The 18,337-nt window shown below is 56.2% G+C and carries 12 protein-coding genes; 11 read left to right on the top strand and 1 reads right to left on the bottom strand.

What is annotated here, in order from left to right; all coding sequences use genetic code 11:
- The first annotated feature begins 32 nt into the window (after positions 1 to 32).
- The 9 genes from VNX88_10160 (at position 33) to VNX88_10200 (ending at position 13,127) form a co-directional block, all read left to right on the top strand.
- Positions 33 to 2,678 carry a beta galactosidase jelly roll domain-containing protein gene (locus tag VNX88_10160; protein ID HWY69020.1) on the top strand — a complete coding sequence of 882 codons (2,646 nt, stop codon included), beginning with the start codon at positions 33 to 35 and terminating at the stop codon, positions 2,676 to 2,678.
- A gap of 97 nt (positions 2,679 to 2,775) precedes the next feature.
- Complete coding sequence (locus VNX88_10165; protein ID HWY69021.1) at positions 2,776 to 4,155, top strand: APC family permease; 1,380 nt, start codon at positions 2,776 to 2,778, stop codon at positions 4,153 to 4,155.
- 435 nt (positions 4,156 to 4,590) lie between these two features.
- Positions 4,591 to 7,323 (top strand): PIG-L family deacetylase, encoded by a 2,733-nt coding sequence (locus VNX88_10170; GenBank protein HWY69022.1) that lies wholly within the window; start codon positions 4,591 to 4,593, stop codon positions 7,321 to 7,323.
- Positions 7,324 to 7,468: 145 nt separating this feature from the next.
- Complete coding sequence (locus VNX88_10175) at positions 7,469 to 8,935, top strand: APC family permease (protein HWY69023.1); 1,467 nt, start codon at positions 7,469 to 7,471, stop codon at positions 8,933 to 8,935.
- A 49-nt stretch (positions 8,936 to 8,984) separates the two neighbouring features.
- Positions 8,985 to 9,593 (top strand): DinB family protein, encoded by a 609-nt coding sequence (locus VNX88_10180; protein HWY69024.1) that lies wholly within the window; start codon positions 8,985 to 8,987, stop codon positions 9,591 to 9,593.
- A gap of 192 nt (positions 9,594 to 9,785) precedes the next feature.
- Entirely contained in the window at positions 9,786 to 10,955 is a 1,170-nt protein-coding gene (locus VNX88_10185; GenBank protein HWY69025.1) for a pyridoxal phosphate-dependent aminotransferase, read from the top strand.
- Between the two features lie 144 nt (positions 10,956 to 11,099).
- On the top strand, positions 11,100 to 11,612 hold the full coding sequence (locus VNX88_10190; GenBank protein ID HWY69026.1) for a thiamine pyrophosphate-binding protein: 513 nt from the start codon (positions 11,100 to 11,102) through the stop codon (positions 11,610 to 11,612).
- Complete coding sequence (locus VNX88_10195) at positions 11,613 to 12,182, top strand: thiamine pyrophosphate-dependent enzyme (GenBank protein ID HWY69027.1); 570 nt, start codon at positions 11,613 to 11,615, stop codon at positions 12,180 to 12,182.
- Between the two features lie 162 nt (positions 12,183 to 12,344).
- Complete coding sequence (locus VNX88_10200) at positions 12,345 to 13,127, top strand: cyclase family protein (GenBank protein ID HWY69028.1); 783 nt, start codon at positions 12,345 to 12,347, stop codon at positions 13,125 to 13,127.
- 5 nt (positions 13,128 to 13,132) lie between these two features.
- Here VNX88_10200 and VNX88_10205 read toward each other — a convergent pair whose 3' ends face one another.
- The gene (locus VNX88_10205) at positions 13,133 to 14,194 is read right to left on the bottom strand and encodes an endo-1,4-beta-xylanase (GenBank protein ID HWY69029.1); all 1,062 of its coding nucleotides are present in this window, start codon (positions 14,192 to 14,194) and stop codon (positions 13,133 to 13,135) included.
- A gap of 150 nt (positions 14,195 to 14,344) precedes the next feature.
- Here VNX88_10205 and VNX88_10210 point away from each other — a divergent pair, with 150 nt between their 5' ends.
- A complete protein-coding gene (locus VNX88_10210) occupies positions 14,345 to 15,643 on the top strand; it encodes a hypothetical protein (GenBank protein HWY69030.1) in 1,299 nt (432 codons plus the stop codon).
- Positions 15,644 to 15,667: 24 nt separating this feature from the next.
- Entirely contained in the window at positions 15,668 to 18,334 is a 2,667-nt protein-coding gene (locus VNX88_10215) for a glycoside hydrolase family 3 C-terminal domain-containing protein (GenBank protein HWY69031.1), read from the top strand.
- The last annotated feature ends 3 nt before the right edge of the window (positions 18,335 to 18,337 follow it).

Consider the following 18,337-nt stretch of genomic DNA (forward strand, 5'->3'; position numbering starts at 1 on the left):
GAAGCCAGTCGTGCTAAGTTTGCTGCTTGCCTATGAGGAATCCAGCTCTCTGGGTTGTACTTCTTGCTGCATCCTTCGCGTTTTCTGCCGATTCGTCTGAAGCTCCCTCGCCTGCGCAGCGCATCGCGCTAGAAAAGAACTGGCACGTTCAATCCGCCTGCAAATTGAATGATGGAGGCGACAAGATTTCACGGCCGGGCTACAACGTGCAGAGTTGGCTTGCGACTACTGTCCCTCACACGGTTCTCGGCGCCCAAGTGGACGCGAAGATCTTTCCCGATCCTTTCTATGGAATGAATCTGCGCGCGATTCCCGGAACTACTTATCCCATCGGCAAGCTCTTTGCCAACCTGCCCATGCCCGATGACAGCCCTTACAAGTGCTCGTGGTGGTATCGAACCGAGTTTCATCTTGGGCCGCAGCATCAGGGAAGAAGCGTGTGGCTGCATTTCGACGGCATCAATTACCGCGCGAACATCTGGGTAAACGGCAGCCTGATTGCCAATAGCACGCAGGTTGCGGGAGCGTACCGCACTTATGAGTTCAATGTGGGCGATGCCGCGCACGCTGGCGAGAATGCCGTTGCAGTCGAGGTCTTTACCCAGACCGAGACTGATTTGGGAATCAACTTTGTTGATTGGAATCCGGCGCCGGCCGACAAGGCGATGGGACTGTGGCGCCCGGTGTACCTCACCCTCAGTGGTCCAGTTTCCGTGCGTTATCCCATGGTGAGTCCGCACTTTTCCGACGATTCGCTTACGGCGTCCGATCTGACTGTTGTCGGAGATCTGCAAAATAGCAGCGATCAAGAAGTTTCGGGAACGCTGGAAGCCGCGCTGGACGGCATCGGAACGGTCCAGCAGCCGGTAACGCTTGCAGCCAATGAGCACAAGAGTTTTACTTTTGCCCCCGAGCAGTATCCGCAACTGCGCGTCAAGAATCCGAAGCTATGGTGGCCTTATCCATTGGGTCCGCAGAACCTTCAGACGGTGAGCATGAGATTTCGCACGTCGGATTCAATCTCTGACACGGCTACGGCGAAGTTCGGAATTCGCGAGATCACGGCGGAGAAGACTCCGGAAGGCCATGAACTGTTTCACATTAACCGCCACGACATACTGATTCGCGGTGGTGGTTGGTCGCCAGACATGTTCCTGCGCGTCAATAGCGAACGCATGCAGGACGAGCTGCGCCACGTCCGCAATCTCGGACTCAACACCATTCGCCTCGAAGGCAAGCTCGAGACCGATGAGTTTTTCGACCTCGCGGACCGTTATGGGATTCTGGTGATGGCCGGCTGGTGCTGCTGCGATCACTGGGAGCACTGGGACAAGTGGAAGCCTGAGGATCACGAGATCGCGAAGGCTTCGTTAGCCAGCCAGCTTGATCGCCTGCGCAGCCATCCTAGTCTGCTGGTTTGGCTTTATGGCAGCGATAATCCGCCGCCGGAGGACGTCGAATCCGATTACCTCGCAGTTCTGAAGGATCGCAATTGGCCGAACCCTTATATTTCTTCCGCCAGCGCGACGCCCACGACCGTCACCGGTCCGAGCGGCGTGAAGATGTCAGGACCTTACGACTATGTTCCACCTTCTTATTGGTTGCGTGATCCAGGCCGCTGGGGCGGAGCTTACGGCTTCAATACTGAGACGAGTCCGGGGCCAGCGCCGCCACTGATCAGCTCATTGCAGAAGTTTGTCCCGAAACAGAACTTGTGGCCACACGATGATGTCTGGAATTTCCACGCCGGTGGCGGCAGTTTTACCCAGACCAACATCTTCGACAACGCGATGTCGGTCACATATGGCCCGCCGACATCGCTAGCCGACTACCAGAAGAAGGCGCAGGCGATGACTTACGAGGGCGAGCGTGCCATGTTCGAGGCTTATGCGCGCAACAAGTACAACTCCACAGGCGTGATTCAGTGGATGCTCAACAACGCCTGGCCGTCGGTGATCTGGCATTTATATGACTATTACCTTGTCCCTGGCGGGGGTTACTTCGGAGTTAAGAAGGCTAACGAACTGGTTCACGCGCAATATTCGTATGACGATGCCTCGGTAGTGGTCGTAAACAGCCTTTATGAGGCGCAGAAAGGCCTCAAAATGCGCGTCCGAGTGCTCGATTTGACCGCAAAAGAGCTGTTTAGCGAGACAAAAAACGTCGATATCGAGCCCGACAGCGTTGCCCGAGTGCTGACAATCCCTACGATTAGCGTCGATAAAGCGCCTTATTTCGTGCGCCTTGACCTCACAGACGCGGCCGGGAAGAGCGTTAGTACGAACTTTTACTGGCTTCCAACGGCGCTCGATGACCTCGATTGGGAGAAAACAAACTACTTTACGACGCCAGCGAAGTACGCAGATATGACCGGATTAGCGACTCTACCGGCCACAAACGTGGAGTGGAATAGCCAGATAGAGCGTCGTAACGATGAGCAACTTGTGCGCGTAACGCTGCGCAATACTGGCAAAAACATTGCATTTCTTGTGCATAGCGAACTTAAACGCGAGCACGGAAGTGACGATATCGCGCCAGTTCTATGGGACGATAACTACATTTCGCTGCTTCCGGGTGAGTCCAGGACGCTCAGCGCTGTAGTTAAGCTGCGCGATTTGGGCGGCGTCGCGCCTCTGGTTCACGTCGATGGATGGAATGTGAAGGCGGTTGCGAGATGACGTCAGTACCGGCGGCGGTAGCCGCTGGGTGCGTGAGTATAGATGCTGACAGACACGCGCCACCAACCCAGCGGCTACTGCCGCAGGTACTGACCTAATGAGCGACTCAACAGCAACTTCCCAACCACCTCATCTCCGCCGCGTCCTCACACTCTGGGACCTCATCTTTTACGGCATCGTACTCATCCAGCCAATCGCCCCGGTTCCACTCTACGGCGTCGCGCAAAAGCTCTCTAACGGCCACTTCGCGACCATCATTCTCGTCGCAATGTTCGCGATGATGATCACCGCAGTCAGCTATGGACGCATGGCAGCGCTGTATCCAGCCGCAGGATCGGCTTACACGTACGTTGGCCGCGGCCTGAATCCCCATTTGGGATTTCTTGCGGGATGGGCGATGTTCCTCGATTACCTGCTGCAACCGCTTATCAATACCATCTGGATCTCGACCGCGCTGCACGAGCGGTATGTGGGTGCAGTGCCGTTCTTCGCCTGGGCGGCCATTATCGCGGCGATCATTACGCTACTCAATCTTCGTGGAATTCGTTCATCGGCGCTCGCCAATAAAGCCCTGTTATTCGTGATGTTCGTCGTCGTTGGTCTGTTTGTTGTCCTCGCAATCCGCTTTTTGCTGCGCGCGAACGGTGTTACTGGCCTGTTTTCGACGCAGCCTTTCTATGATCCGCGCACATTTGACTCCCATCGCATCTGGAGTGCGACCTCATTTGCGGCGCTCACTTACATTGGCTTTGACGGCGTCACTACGTTGGCGGAGGACGTAGAGAATCCCAAACGCAACGTTTTGCTGGCCACAGTTCTGGTTTGCGTCTTCACGGGACTATTTGGCGGATTGCTAGTGTATCTGGCGCAGCTTGTCTGGCCCGACTGGCACGTGTTCCCAAATCTGGAGACCGCTTTCATGGACGTTTGCAGCCGCGTCGGCGGAACGTTCCTGTTCAACGCTATGGGCATAATCCTGATTCTCGCCGCCTTCGGCAGCGCACTAACCGGCGGGCTCGGCGCCGCGCGCCTGCTCTTTGGCATGGGACGCGACAATGTCTTGCCACGCCGCATCTTCGGTCATTTGAGTCCCGGAAGCAGCACGCCGACGTACAACATCCTCATCATTGGTGGCTTGAGCTTTCTGGGCGCGATCGCGCTCAACCGTTTTGGGAACGCATACGAGCACGCGGGTGAACTGCTTAACTTCGGAGCATTTCTGGCGTTTATGGGGGTCAATCTGGCGACGTTCTGGCAGTTTGCCGTGACTACCCAGACGGGATATCGCAAGAGGGTCTTCGCAGACGTCTTGCTACCGTTAATCGGCTTCGGCTTCTGCGCGCTGATCTGGTGGAATCTCAATCCGCTAGCCAAGACGATCGGTGGTATCTGGTTCGCGATCGGGTTGGTCTACCTTGCCATTACCACGCGAGCCTTTCGCGAGGCTCCGGCAATGATCGATTTCAGCGAGTCGTAAGCCAGGACCGCACACAAAATCGTGTCGGGACATGAAGAGGAATTGTCTAGCTTCCAGATAGTTTTGTTTCAGCAAGTTACGCTGTCCCACTGTCCCAAAACCCTAGGGTGCGCGGGACAGTGGGACACTTGAGGTTGCGTCGGTTCAACGTCCACAGCCCAGGGCGGCTGTGCCGCAGCGAACACTCGTCATTCGGTTGCCGGGACAAACACTGAAAAAGAGGCTCTTGTCCCGATTCGAGCAGTTCATCTAAGTCACAGTCGGACAGGCACTTGCGTTGGAATTCAGCTTTTGTCCCGTTGTCCCGAACCCTATACTCCCGGGACAACGGGACAAGCTCATGTTTCCCGCCCGATATACTGCTCGGTCTGCCTTTCGAAAACAAAACGCAGCCGAGCTGCGAGCAGGGGAATCTACAGCACTTCACGCACCTGAATGACTTCGACCGGATCGTCTCGCCGCTCCCGCCGTCTCTCCTATCTTTTCCGAATTTTCTCTTGCGCGCTTCTGCTGACGGTGTCACAAGTTCCGGCTGGCGCAGACAAACCCGTACTCGCACAAGATCAGGGCTACGTGGCATTGCAGCAAGAACTGCAAAGGCTACGGACGACCGCCCGCCTCATGCATACGACTGCGCATCCCGACGACGAAGATGGCGGTATCCTCACGCTTCAATCCCGCGGCAAAGGGACAACTGCGCTTTTATGCAGCCTCACGCGCGGACAAGGCGGGCAGAACAAATCCGGAGACGCCTTCTCCGACGAACTCGGTGTGCTTCGCACCCTCGAGCTGCTCGCTGCCGATGAATACTACGGTGTGGAGCAGCGCTTCACACGCGTTGCTGACTTCGGTTTTTCCAAAACTCCGGAAGAGACATTTGCGAAGTGGGGCGGCCACGACGTTGCCATCGGCGATTTAGTGCGCATCATCCGAACCTTCCGCCCCGATGTTCTGGTTGCACGTTTCTCCGGAACCTCTCGCGATGGCCATGCGCATCATCAGGCTTCGGCGATCGTGACGCGCGAAGCCTTTCGCGCAGCCGGCGATCCCAATCGCTTTCCTGAGCAAATCAAGGAAGGACTGCTGCCCTGGCAGCCGAAGAAGCTTTATGTGGGCAACTTTGGAGATGCCGAAGGCTCCAACGTAGGATTCGATATCGGAACCTACTCTCCTCTTTTGGGAAAGTCATATACGCAATTTGCCGTCGAAGGGCTTGCCCGTCAGACTTCGCAGGGTACCGGCGGCTTCCGTGTTCCGCCCGGACATCGCTTCACGTACTACAGGCGCGTCGACTCGGTGCTTCCGCCGGCGAAGCTGGAGCCCGGTGAGGAAGAGGGAACCGAAGACGACTTCTTCGATGGTATCGACGTTACGCTCCCTGGATTAGCTTCCAGATTGGGAGCCGACGAAAGCAAAGTGCCGGCTCTACGAAAAGGATTGCAAGAACTCGCAAACCTCGTGAACGAAGCCGCAGAAAAGGCCAAGCCTCGCGATCCCTCCGATGCCGGCGCACCTCTCATCGAAGGACTGAAGCTCACGCGCGATCTGATCAGGCAAGTAGATCAGTCCGCACTTACACCGGCGCAGAAGCTTGAACTGCTGACGAATCTTAGGACAAAAGAAGCGCAGTTCGAGCGCGCTGCCAACCTGGCCTTGGGTGTGCTGCTCGATCTGAGCGTCGACCCTCCCGAGGGGTCGCAGAGCGGCTTCTTCCGCTTAGAGCAGACCTTGCAGACCGCGGTTCCTGGACAGACCTTTACACTCACCGCGCGCTTCTACAACCGTGGAACCGAGAATCTCGAGCCCGAACAGATCGTGCTCGACATGCCTGAAGGCTTTACTTCGGAGATCGTGAAGCGCGATCTCAAGCCGCTGCACTCCGGCGACGTGGCCTCTGTCCAATTTCGCATGACCGTTCCTCAGGATGCTCAACTTACGAAGCCCTATTGGGGTCGCAGCAATGCGTACACCGAAACCGTAGACAAATTCACCAATCCCGCGTATGCGACGCTACCGCTTCCACCATGGCCGGTGCAGGCGCATGCCGTTTACAACGTGGTCGAGGGGAAGGGAACCGCCCATGCTGTGGCGATGGCCAAGTACATCGATCCCGTTTCGGGACAAGGACAGCATGAACTCGCCATCGCTCCCGCGCTCTCGCTAGAGTTTGCCAACGCGTCCCAGATTGTGAGGGCCGACTCGAGTCAACCCTTTCACGTTACCGTAAGAGTTCGAAGCCAGCTCACAACGCCCGCAAACGCAAACCTGCACCTCGCCGTTCCCACCGGATGGTCCGTGAATCCCGCAAGCAGTCCGGTTCATTTGGAACATGAGGGCGATGTTGCTGAACTCGAATTCACTGTGTCGCCCAAAGCAGACGGCGAAAAGCACTACGATCTGAAAGCGATCGCTGAATATCAAGGCAAGCAGCTCAGCGAAGGATTCCGCGTCGTTACGCGTTCGGATCTCGACACGTTCTACTACTATCGTCCAGCGAGCCTCGACGTAAGCGCAGTGCATGTAAATGTTCCACCGGGACTGCGTGTGGGATACGTCATGGGCGCAGGCGATGAAATCCCTGCCAGCCTCAAGCAGCTCGGGATCAACGTCGAGATAATCGCGCCTTCAGATCTACGATCGATTGATCTGTCACGCTTTCACACCATTGTGATGGGGATTCGCGCATACGACGTCAGCACGGACGTTCGAGTTCATAACGGGAAGCTGCTGGATTTCGTCTCTCGGGGCGGAACGCTCATCCTGCAATACAACTCGAACACCAACGCCTTCAATACAGGCCACTACACTCCGTATCCAGCGACTGACAGCAATCGACGCGTGAGCGTGGAAGAAGCTCCAGTGGAAATCCTGGAGCCCCAGAATCCCGTTCTGAACTATCCGAACAAAATCACAGCTCATGACTTCGATGGGTGGGTGCAGGAACGTGGCACATACTTCATGAGCGATTGGGACCCTCACTTCCATTCGCTGCTTTCTTCGCAAGATCCGGGCGAACAACCACTGAAAGGCGGATTGCTCGTAGCCCAATATGGGAAAGGAACCTACATCTATACCGGCTACGTGTTCTTTCGTCAGCTCCCTGCAGGGGTGCCGGGCGCCATTCGTCTGTTCGTGAATCTACTGAGCGCTGGGAGTGCAGCCCGTTGATTTACCACGGAGACACTGAGTCACGGAGAACGGCACAAGACGTGCTCTTGCGGCGAGAATTCCCAAGATTATCTTCGATTTCTCACAATGCTACTCTCCTTTTGATCTTCACTTCCCCTGACTTTCTCCGTGACTCCGTGTCTCCGTGGTGAATATAAAAGGGAGCGCGGCAGATCAGCGACTGATTCGCGGCATTGGTCTGCGCGAAGGTATCTCCCTTAACGTGATCGAGATGATCGGCATTGGGCCGTTCATCACCATTCCTCTCATCGTTCATGCTGCTGGTGGACCGCAGGCGATGCTCGGATGGATCTTCGGCGCTGTGCTTGCGATGTGCGATGGCATGGTGTGGGCGGAGCTTGGTGCCGCGCTTCCGCGCGCCGGTGGCTCATACGAGTACCTGAAAGAGATTTACGGGCCTAATGGCGCCGGCCGATGGCTGTCGTTCTTATACGTGTGGCAGTTGATGATGAGCGCTCCGCTCTCGGCTGCCTCCGGCTGTGTGGGTGTGGCCCAGTATGCCGGGTTCATATTTCCGTCACTGCAGAGAGTGATTGCGGCTCACAGTGTCAATCTGGGATTTGGCGGATCTGCCCTCGCCGGTGTGAGCATAACGATTACCTACGGCACATTCGTCGCTGTGTTGGCTTGTATGCTGGCGATTGCGTTGGCATATCGCCGAGTTGATGCAGTTGGACGCATCTCGAATTGGCTGTTGGCCGGCGTCTTCGGAGCGATTGCCTGGATCATTTGGGCAGGCATTGCTCACTTCGATTCTGCTCGAGCCTTCGATTTCCCGCCGGGGGCTTTTCGTCTTGACCATGCCTTCTTCCTCGGCATGGGATCCGCAATGCTGATTGCCACTTACGATTACTGGGGCTACTACAATATCTGCTATCTGGGCGCGGAAGTGCGCGAGCCAGGAAAGACAATTCCGCGCGCAATTCTCTACGCGATTCTGATCGTCGCAGCGATCTACATCGTAATGAACGTAAGCATTCTCGGAGTCGTGCCGTGGCGTGAGCTAGACCAGGCAGCTGCCAGTGACTCACGGTTCTATGTCGTTTCAACGATGATGCAACGGCTTTACGGAACACATGCGGGACAGTTCGTCGCGGTGCTGATTATCTGGACCGCCTTTGCTTCCATCTTTTCGGTCCTGCTCGGCGTTTCGCGGATTCCGTATGCTGCCGCACTCGACGGCAACTTCTTCCAGATATTCGGGAGACTCAATCCGCGCGGAAATTTTCCTTCATCTGCTCTGCTATGCATGGGAGCGCTCACGTGCGTTTTGTGCATGTTCCGATTAGCCGATTTAGTGGCTGCGCTGGTCGTCATCCGGATCATGATGCAATTCATCCTGCAGGCAGTCGGAGTGATGATCTTCCGTCACAGGGACCCGTCGCATGAACGTCCATTCCGCATGTGGCTATATCCACTACCGGCGCTGCTCGCGTTAGCTGGATTCGTTTACATTCTCATATCCAGAAAGAATTTCGAACGTGAGGTAATACTAGCTACTGTGTTGATCGTCTTTGGAACAGTGGCGTATCTCATCCGTGCCCGCACTCGCGGAGAGTGGCCGTTCGTGACAAACAGCTCTGCCCGTTAGTCCCAGATGCTATGCTTTCCGGTTCCAACTTCGTCCCAGGAGAGCTACTGTGAACAACATCAAAGCGATTGCGATTCTCGTCAGCGCGTGTTTCCTGTCCTCAGTTGCTGCTTTTGCTCAAGCCGGCGCTGCGGCCAAGCCGGCATCTGAGCCACCAACGATTGCATCGGTTCTTGATCGCCAACTCAGCGGCATCGAGCGCAACATCATGGGCGCCGCTGAAGCCATCTCAGCTGACAAGTACGATTTTTCTCCGGCGACTGCGAACATTCCGGGAGATTTCAAGACTCCGAGTCCAGTACGCACGATGGGCGAGCAGTTCAAGCACATTGGAGATGCCCTCGAGTTGTATGGATCCGCAATTCTCGGAGAAAAGCGCCCTGCAACCCCCGATGAGAACGGCCCGAAGAACGTTAAGACCAAGGACGACGTCATCAACTATCTGAAGGCCTCGTTTGCCAAAGGTCACAGCGCGATCAAAATGATCAATCAGCAAAACGTTGTCGAAGAGATCCCGGCACCGTTTGGCAATTCGAAGACTACGCGCCTCTCTCTTGCTGTGGGTATGGTTGGACACAGCAACAACCACTACGGCCAGATCATTGAGTATCTTCGTATGAACGGTATGGTTCCTCCCGAGAGCCAGCCTCGCAAATAGCCGAAATCCTCTGGGAGGACCAGTGGCTTGTCCTCCCAGTCGCCCCTGCAAATTCTTCAGCTAACGCGACGACGGCTCCCACGTCTTAATTTTCGGGAACGCTCGGTATCTTTCCACCGTATTCAGCTATGGCGTAGTCCGATTCTGGTATCGGAATACGGGAGTGCGTAGAATCGCGCTGAGGGGAAGCTGATGTTGGAGTTGAGCAGGAAAGCGGCTGGTGTCGCGCAATCCGAAATCCGCATCATGTCGGTGGAATGCGAGAAGGTGCGCGGTATTAACCTGGCGCAGGGAATCTGCGACACCGAGGTGCCCGAGCCAGTGCAGCGCGCCGCGGTTGAAGCTATCCATTCACGACAAAACTCCTATACCCGGCTGGACGGAGTAGCCCAGCTTCGTCGCGCGATTGCACTCAAAATGCGCGAGTACAACCACATCGAAGCTGACCCGGAACGGGAAGTTGTCGTGACGGCAGGCTCTACTGGAGCCTTTTACTCGGCATGCATGGCGTTGCTGAATCCCGGCGACGAAGTCATCGTCTTCGAACCGTACTACGGATATCACGTGAACACTCTGCGCGCTCTCGATTGCATGCCGGTGTACATCACCATGCATCCGCCGGAGTGGATTTTCAGCCGCGAACATCTTCAGAACGCAGTCAATCCTAAGACGCGCGCCATCATCGTGAACTCGCCCGCGAATCCCTCGGGTAAGGTGTTCACGCGGGAAGAACTCGAATTTATCGCGGAGATCGCCGTACAGAACGACCTCTTCGTGATCACGGACGAGATCTACGAATACTTTCTCTACGATCAGAATCAGCACATCAGTCCGGCATCGCTGCCCGGAATGGCAGAGCGCAGCATTACCATTTCGGGATTCTCTAAGACCTACAGCATCACCGGCTGGCGTATCGGATATGCCGTTTGCGATGCGCGATGGGCCCAATCAATCGGTTACTTCCACGATCTCGCTTACATTTGCGCTCCGTCGCCGTTCCAATACGGTGTCGCTGCCGGCCTGGAAGAACTCAAGCCCGAGTTCTATAAAGAGCTAGCCGCCGAATACCGCGGAAAACGGGATCTGCTTTGTACAACTTTGGAACAAATTGGCCTTGCTCCCTCCTGGCCACAGGGCTCCTATTACGTTCTCGCCGACGTTGCAGCGCTCCCAGGAAGCAATAGCAAGGACAAGGCCATGTATCTGCTCGCGAACGCAAGTGTCGCCAGCGTTCCAGGAGAAGCCTTCTTCAGCGGCGGTGGAAGAAATCTGCTGCGGTTCTGCTTTGCGAAGACCGATTCCGATCTGCAGGAAGCGTGCCGAAGACTCAGCCGCCTGTCCGTTGCCACGCTGACAAAGTGATGCTTTAGCTTGCTCATCACGGCGGAGCCCTCCCGGTCGTCTCACCCAATATCCGTTCCGCTGAGGTCTTAACCTATCTCCGTCTCAGATTCAGCGGACTCCTGTATCTTATGTCGCACGGAATCTATTCCTCTTCGCACCACCATGCCCGTCTCCGTAACCAGTTCGAGAGCTATTTACGATGCACTGAAAGCGTCGGGCATTCGGCTGGTTTCGGCATTGCCCGAGACGTGGTTGGTTCACCTGATTCGTATGGCCGAAGACGATCCGGAGATGATTCTTGTTCGGCTGGCCAAAGAGGAAGAGGGCGTGGGCATCTCTGCCGGAGCGCATTTTGCCGGTGTTAGCTCAGCCATGCTGATGCAGAACCACGGATTCCTTGCCAGCATTAACGGGATCGTTTCGTTCGCCCTCTTGTATAGGATTCCACTTCTCATGCTGATCAGCTATCGCGGCAGCTTCGGCGAGAAGGATCCGTGGCAGACTCAGGGAGGCAGTGTGACCGAACCCCTACTCCGCGCCCTCGGCATTCCATACTTTTGCTTGCAGACCGTCGAATCGGTTCCGCTTAGGATCAGACAGGCGCACGAGCTTTGTGCAAGCAGTCTGCAACCGGTCGCATTGCTGCTCACCCGCGACCTCATGTGGGAGGACTGATTGCTGCGCCTCGACTGTCTGCGTTCCATTTACTCGCAGCTTGAGAAGTGTGTCGTAGTAACCATCATGGGAGCTATCGCGGCAGAGTTGCAGTCTATCGGGCATCGGTCAAACTTCTTTTATCTGCAACACGCCATGGGACTGGCTTCTTCCACCGGGCTTGGCATCGCGCTCTCTCTGCCCGAACAACCTGTGGTGGTGCTCGACGGCGATGGTTCTGTGCTGATGAATCTGGGCACGCTTAGCACCATGGCGCGATATCGTCCGCGCAATCTCCTGCACGTCGTGTTTGATAACGAAAGCCTGCTCTCGGTGGGCGGCTTTCCCACTGCGACTTCTACGGGAACGGATTTAGCTCAGATCGCGAAAGCCGCCGGAGTTCCGCGAACTGCTGTTGTGAACGATTGTGACGCGTTTGTGCAGGCAGTCAACGATGCTCTGACCGCGAAGGATCTAACGACGATAGTGGCCAAAGTGGAAGCGATCGGCCCGGGGAAATATGTAACCGATTTAACGCTGCTCGAGAATCGATTCGAGTTTAGCCGCTATCTACGCTCGCTAAAGAAGTAGAGCTGCCTGTGGCAGCGAGGTCTTGCTTTGTTTTGGAAACGGAGCGCCCGGGCGCCTTCGCCGGCGACTGCTGAAGAATTCGGCGACTCGAAGTTAGACCCATAGATTTTCGTGCGCCGGGCGAGGGCGCCCGGCGCTCGGTTACAGCAAGGAAGAACCTGAATGCCAAACATCCTGCTACAACTCGTGGAAGAGCTTAACCGAGGCTCGCTGGAGGTCATCGACCTGACTCAGCCTCTCAGTCCCGATACTCCCATCCTCCCTCTTCCCCCACAGTTTCAGAACACACCTCAATTCCGGATATGGGAACTCTCGCACTACGACGAGCGCGGTCCGGCATGGTACTGGAATGCTTTTGAGACAGGCGAGCACACCGGCACGCACTTCGACGCGCCCATCCACTGGATCAGCGGGAAAGATCTTCCTAACAACAGCGTCGATCGAATCCCGCCGCGCCAATTCATCGGACCGGCATGCGTACTCGACATCGCGGACCTGGCGTCACGCAATCCCGATCACCTCGTAGTTCCGGAGGATATTCTGAAATGGGAATCGCAACACGGCCGGATTCCCGCAGGATCGTGGGTGTTGCTGCGCACCGGCTGGTCGCGGAGAAAGGATCCGGACTACATCAACCTGAAAGACGATGGACCGCACACGCCGGGATTCACCAAGGAAAGTTCCACGTTCTTAGCCAAAGAGCGAGACGTGCTCGGAGTTGGAGTAGAAACCGTTGGCACGGATGCTGGGCAGGCCGCAAAGTTCGATCCACCGTTCCCGAATCACTACATCATGCATGGGAGCGGTAAGTTCGGTCTGGCTGGCTTGACCAATCTGGATCAGTTGCCAGCTACTGGAGCTATCGTAATTGCGGCTCCACTCAAGATCGTGAACGGCTCAGGAAGTCCCGTGCGAGTAATCGCGCTTGTGTCGCGAAAAGGCTAGCCCAACTATTTCCGTGACGCAGCAGTTGCGGCCGGCTGCGAGAGGGCGTCGATCACTGCAGTATAGGCAGGCTTGGCGCGGTACTCCTGATCGAAAAGAGTGCCAGCCCCATAGCCAGGGAAGAAGCGCGGGATCCATGATCGAGCATCGCTAAAGCCCCAGACCTGAATCGCATTGCAGCCTCTGACTCCCAAACACGCTCGCACCGCTTCGCCATATACATCAGCCTGCCGTTCAAGATCTTGGGAAGTGGCGTGTCCCGTTCCGTCCACCGGGAGGCGTACATCTAGTTCAGTGATGTGCACTTCTAGGCCGAGATCCGTAAAAGCCCGCATGGTTTTTGCGAGCTTCTCAGCTGTTATGGAATCCAATGTGAAATGGCACTGAAAGCCGATCCCATGAAGTGGAACGCCGCGTTTCTTGAAGTCGCGCGCCATGGCCAGAATTGCTTCGAACTTTGGACCACCAGCTTCAAACGCGTAGTCGTTATAGAAGAGTTTGGCCTTCGGATCGGCAGCGTGCGCCAGTACAAAAGCGCGTTCGATATAGCCGTATGGCCCTTCGGCTCCAATCCCAGGCGAGTCATACCAGAGGGTTGAGCGCAGGCTGCCATCGGGATGGAAAGCCTCATTGACGACGTCCCACGCGTATACCGAGCCAGCGAAATGTTTGACGACCGTCTGAATGTGATCGGCCATGAGCTGCGACAGTTCGTTCCAGGTCCACTGTCCCTCGCCGAGCCACTTTGGAACTGCTTGGTGCCATAGCAGAGTATGACCGCGGACCGCCATTCCATTTTGTTTCGCAAAACGCACCAGCTCATCCGCAGGTGCGAAATCGAATCGATCGTGAGCCGGACGCAGCAACGACCATTTCATCTCGTTCTCAGGTTCTAGCTGATCGAATTCACGCGCCAGAGCGGCTGCATAGCGGCTGTCCTCGGTGATGAATCCCGGCTTGGCGGCGGTTCCGATACGTACTTTGCCGTGGGCCGCGGTGCGCAGGCTTTCAGCGGCGAATGAAGTCCCCAGCAGAGAAACCACAAGAACAATTAGGAGGACTGGCATCTGGTCCGGCTCTCCTGGATTTAGTTTGTATGGCAAACTAAGTCTTGATCTCCACCGTGTCAAGTGGTTTACTTGCTTCCGCAATTACGTCGATCGGCGGTTACTCGTCCACGCCGGTGGCCATCAAGCTTGGAGAAGCAAACCTAAATCGTGAAAACTCGAGGGCCTTCACTCCCCAGCGCTCGCCTCGTGATGTTCCTCGTAGTCTTGATTCCTTCGGTCATCATTTCCGCTCATGGACAAAGTCCGATACCTGCCAACTATGACGAGTCGAAGGTTGGCAACTACACTCTCCCCGATCCCCTAACCTTCAACGACGGGAAGAAGGTTGCCAATGCCCGCGAATGGGAGCGCCGTCGTCGCGAGCTTCTCGAACTGTTCCAGGAGAACGTGTACGGCCGCACTCCGAAGCCGCCGTCGAACACCGACTTCACGATATTTGATTCCGACAAGAATGCGCTCGGAGGTAAGGCTGTTCGAAAGCAGGTCACGATTTACTTCTCGTCAAATAAGGAAGGTCCAAAAGAGGATGTACTCATTTACATCCCGGCCGGTGCGCAGAAGCCGGTGCCTCTGATTCTGGCGCTTAACTTCTCGGGCAACCATGCGGTCATCAACGATCCCGCAGTCAAACTCGCGACACTATGGAATCGCACGACTCATGAACGCGAGCAGGCCAAGGAAGAGTCGCGGGGACGTGACACAGGCTTCGAAGTCGAGAAGGTCCTCGCCCGCGGATACGGCTTCGCGACCATCTGCTATCAGGATATTGAACCCGACTTCAACGGCGGACTCGTTCATGGTGTGCGGCCTCTCTTTTTCAAGAGAGGTCAAACCGAACCTGCCCCAGACGATTGGGGAGCGATTGGAGCCTGGGCCTATGGCTTAAGCCGCGCAATGGACTACCTGGAGAAGGACAAAGATGTTGATCCGAAACGCGTTGCCATTTTGGGACACTCACGTCTAGGCAAGACCGTACTCTGGGCGGGAGCTACGGATCAGCGGTTCGCGATGGTGATTTCGAACTGCCCGGGAGAGGGTGGAGCATCGCTCGCCCGCCGCAATTATGGCGAAACTATTCACAATCTTACAGATCGCTTCCCATACCAATTCAGCGCGAACTACAAGAAATATGCCGACCATGCCGATCAGCTTCCGGTCGACACTCACGAGCTGATCGCGTTGATTGCTCCCCGCCCCGTCTACATCACGGGAGCGGAAGACGACCAGTGGGCTGATCCGAAGGGCGAGTTCCTCGCATGCGTTGCCGCCGGACCGCTGTACAGGCTGCTAGGCGCACAAGACCTCGGTACCGATCAAATGCCGGCGCTGAATCAGCCAATCATGCGCACGATCGGATTTCATTATCGCGATGGAAAACACGCGGTTACCGATTTTGATTGGAATCAGTTTCTCGCATTCGCAGACATGCATTTGCGGTCCCACTAGTTATTTGTTGTTTTGACGAGACAAATGAAAACCAAAACATCCTTCGTGTTGGCAAGCTTGCTCAGTGCCGCTCTTAGTTCTCCACTTTTGTCACAACAAACAACTCCTGAAGTTGCCTACAAGAATCCAAGTCTTCCGACAGCGCAGCGCGTCGACGATCTGATCTCGAAGATGACTCTCGAAGAGAAGGTCTCGCAACTCGGTCACACTGCCGATGCCGTTCCCCGATTGGGAATTCCTGAATACAACTGGTGGAACGAGGGTCTGCACGGCGTCGCACGAGCGGGTAATGCCACCGTCTTTCCCCAGGCGATCGGTCTGGCCGCTACCTTCGACGAGCCGCTGATGCATCGCATCGGCGACGTGATCAGCACGGAGTTCCGGGCAAAGTATTACCACGACCGGCACCCGGACGGCGCCAGCGGCTGGTATCGCGGCCTTACCGTCTGGTCTCCAAACATCAATATCTTTCGCGATCCGCGCTGGGGCCGTGGCCAGGAAACTTATGGTGAAGACCCGTTCCTGACTTCCCGAATGGGGATTGCCTTCATTACTGGTTTGCAGGGGGACGATCCCAAATACCTGAAGACTGTCGCTACTTCCAAGCACTTCGCCGTTCACAGCGGCCCGGAGACAACTCGGCATAGCGTCGACGTAAAGGCCTCCCGTCACGACATGGAGGACACATATCTCCCCGCATTCCGCGCAACGGTCATTGAGGGTAAAGCGCAGTCGGTGATGTGCGCTTACAACTCTCTGAATGGTCAACCGGCGTGCGCAAACTCGGCGCTGCTCGAAGAGCACCTGCGGCGCGATTGGGGATTTCAAGGTTACGTCGTATCCGACTGTGCCGCAGTCACAGACATCTTCAACGGACATCACTTCACGAAGTCCATGGAGGAAGGCGTGAGTGTCGCCCTGAAAACCGGCACTGATCTGATCTGCGGCAATCCGCGTACACGCGTGAAGACTGAGCGCGACGCGATACTCCAGGCGGTTCAGCAAGGCCTGCTCACTCAGGCCGACTTGGATCGCGCTCTGCGTCGATTGTTTACTGCGCGTTTTCGTCTTGGGATGTTCGATCCTTCCTCGTCGGACCCCTACTCGAAGATCGCTCCGGAGGAAAACGACAGCGAACCTCATCATCAACTCGCGCTGCAAACCGCACGCGAATCGCTCGTGCTTCTGAAGAACCAGAACAATTTCCTGCCTCTCACGAAGCAATATCAGACCATCGCGGTGATTGGCCCGGACGCCGACAATCTCGATGCGCTGGTCGGCAACTACAACGGAACGCCTTCGAAGCCGGTCACAATCCTCGAAGGCATTCGACGACGTTTTTCCCAGTCCAAGGTTATCTACGCTGAGGGCGCCGGTCTGACCGGTCCCGTGATGCATGCTATTCCCTCCAATGAGCTCTTTACCGATGACTCGCGCAAAGAGCACGGGCTCAAAGGGGAGTACTTCGCGAATCTTGATCTGAAAGACGCGCCCGTTATGACTCGCACCGACAGCACAGTCAACTTCGCTTGGGGAGATCAGGGCATTTCGCCGCAATTGCTGAAGAATTATTCCGTGCGCTGGACCGGAGTTCTCGTTCCACCCGAGACCGGCGACTATCTGATCGGCTTCACCGGCCAGGATGGATTCCGCTTCTGGGTTGACGAACAGTTGATCGCGGAAGAATGGACGATCCATCATCCCGCTGACACACTGACGAAGGTCATGCATCTCGAGCAGGGACACGCATACAAGCTGAAGATGGAGTTTTTTCAGACAATTCGCAGCGCCGAGGCTCGCCTCGTGTGGAGCATGCCTGGGCAAGACGGAAAAGATGCTGTCGACGCCGCGCGGCAGGCCGATCTCGTGATCATGGTGCTTGGTCTCTCGCCGCGCATCGAGGGCGAGGAGATGAACGTCCACACCGAAGGCTTTGCCGGTGGGGATCGCACCAGCCTCGATCTGCCCGCTCCTCAGCAAAAGCTTTTGGAGCGAGTTCATGCTGTCGGCAAGCCAGTCATCCTCGTGCTGACCAGCGGGAGCGCGGTCGCTGTGAATTGGGCTGACCATTACGTTCCTGCAATTCTTCAAGCCTGGTATCCGGGCGAGGAAGGTGGAACTGCCGTTGCGGAGGCGATCGCCGGCGACTTCAGTCCCAGCGGACGACTGCCGGTGACGTTCTATAAATCGGCCCTGCAACTCCCGCCATTCGAGGACTATTCGATGGCGAACCGCACGTACCGCTACTTCACAGGCGAACCTCTATATCCCTTTGGATATGGGCTGAGCTACACCACGTTTTCCTATCGCAACCTACACGTCGATAAGCAAAATGTTCCCGCGGACGGATCTGTGACCATCTCTGTTGACCTGACCAACATAGGCCGCACAGAAGGAGATGAAGTCGCCCAGCTGTACCTGACTCATGACGGGATTACCGGAGCGCCTCTGCGCGCGTTGCAGGGCTTCCAACGCGTGCATCTCAACCCCGGCGAGCAGAAAATAATCTCTTTTACGCTTCGCGATCGTGATCTGAGCGTCGTTGACCAGAACGGTAAGCGCCGCATCCTTCCCGGGAAGGTCACCGCTTGGGTAGGCGGAGGACGGCCGTTGGAGGCGAAAAACCGAACGGCTGCAGCCGGCGCAAGGACAGAGTTCACGATCACCAGCGAAGCTACCCTGCCGGATTAGGCT

The organism is Terriglobales bacterium (assembly GCA_035567895.1).
In the GTDB taxonomy this organism is placed as follows: Bacteria; Acidobacteriota; Terriglobia; order Terriglobales; family Acidobacteriaceae; genus Gp1-AA112.